Origin of the sequence: Streptomyces sp. NPDC053513, from assembly GCF_044544765.1 — a bacterium.
In the GTDB taxonomy this organism is placed as follows: Bacteria; Actinomycetota; Actinomycetes; order Streptomycetales; family Streptomycetaceae; genus Streptomyces; species Streptomyces litmocidini.
Genome location: NZ_JBITXP010000061.1, coordinates 1 through 1,215 on the forward strand (window position 1 = coordinate 1; position 1,215 = coordinate 1,215).

Below are 1,215 nucleotides of genomic sequence, written 5' to 3' on the forward strand. Positions count from 1 at the left end.
GTGAGCTGGGGGTGGCCGCAGAGACCAGCGAGAAGCGACTGTTTACTAAAAACACAGGTCCGTGCGAAGCCGTAAGGCGATGTATACGGACTGACGCCTGCCCGGTGCTGGAACGTTAAGGGGACCGGTTAGCTCTGTTTCGACGGGGCGAAGCTGAGAACTTAAGCGCCAGTAAACGGCGGTGGTAACTATAACCATCCTAAGGTAGCGAAATTCCTTGTCGGGTAAGTTCCGACCTGCACGAATGGCGTAACGACTTCTCGACTGTCTCAACCATAGGCCCGGTGAAATTGCACTACGAGTAAAGATGCTCGTTTCGCGCAGCAGGACGGAAAGACCCCGGGACCTTTACTACAGTTTGATATTGGTGTTCGGTTCGGCTTGTGTAGGATAGGTGGGAGACCGTGAAGCCGTGACGCCAGTCATGGTGGAGTCGCCGTTGAAATACCACTCTGGTCGTGCTGGATGTCTAACCTCGGTCCGTGATCCGGATCAGGGACAGTGTCTGATGGGTAGTTTAACTGGGGCGGTTGCCTCCCAAAGGGTAACGGAGGCGCCCAAAGGTTCCCTCAGCCTGGTTGGCAATCAGGTGTTGAGTGTAAGTGCACAAGGGAGCTTGACTGTGAGACCGACGGGTCGAGCAGGGACGAAAGTCGGGACTAGTGATCCGGCGGTGGCTTGTGGAAGCGCCGTCGCTCAACGGATAAAAGGTACCCCGGGGATAACAGGCTGATCTTCCCCAAGAGTCCATATCGACGGGATGGTTTGGCACCTCGATGTCGGCTCGTCGCATCCTGGGGCTGGAGTCGGTCCCAAGGGTTGGGCTGTTCGCCCATTAAAGCGGTACGCGAGCTGGGTTTAGAACGTCGTGAGACAGTTCGGTCCCTATCCGCTGTGCGCGTAGGAATATTGAGAAGGGCTGTCCCTAGTACGAGAGGACCGGGACGGACGAACCTCTGGTGTGCCAGTTGTCCTGCCAAGGGCATGGCTGGTTGGCTACGTTCGGGAGGGATAACCGCTGAAAGCATCTAAGCGGGAAGCCTGCTTCGAGATGAGTATTCCCACCTCCCTGGAGAGGGTAAGGCTCCCAGTAGACGACTGGGTTGATAGGCCGGATGTGGAAGCCCCGTAAGGGGTGGAGCTGACCGGTACTAATAGGCCGAGGGCTTGTCCTCAGTTGCTCGCGTCCACTGTGTTAGTTCTGAAGCAACGAAC

General features: G+C 56.8%; 1 rRNA gene. It reads left to right on the forward strand.

Features of this window, described 5'->3' with window-relative positions:
* Positions 1 to 1,175 (forward strand): 23S ribosomal RNA (locus tag ACIGW4_RS38120); the annotation flags it as partial.
* Positions 1,176 to 1,215: the final 40 nt, after the last annotated feature.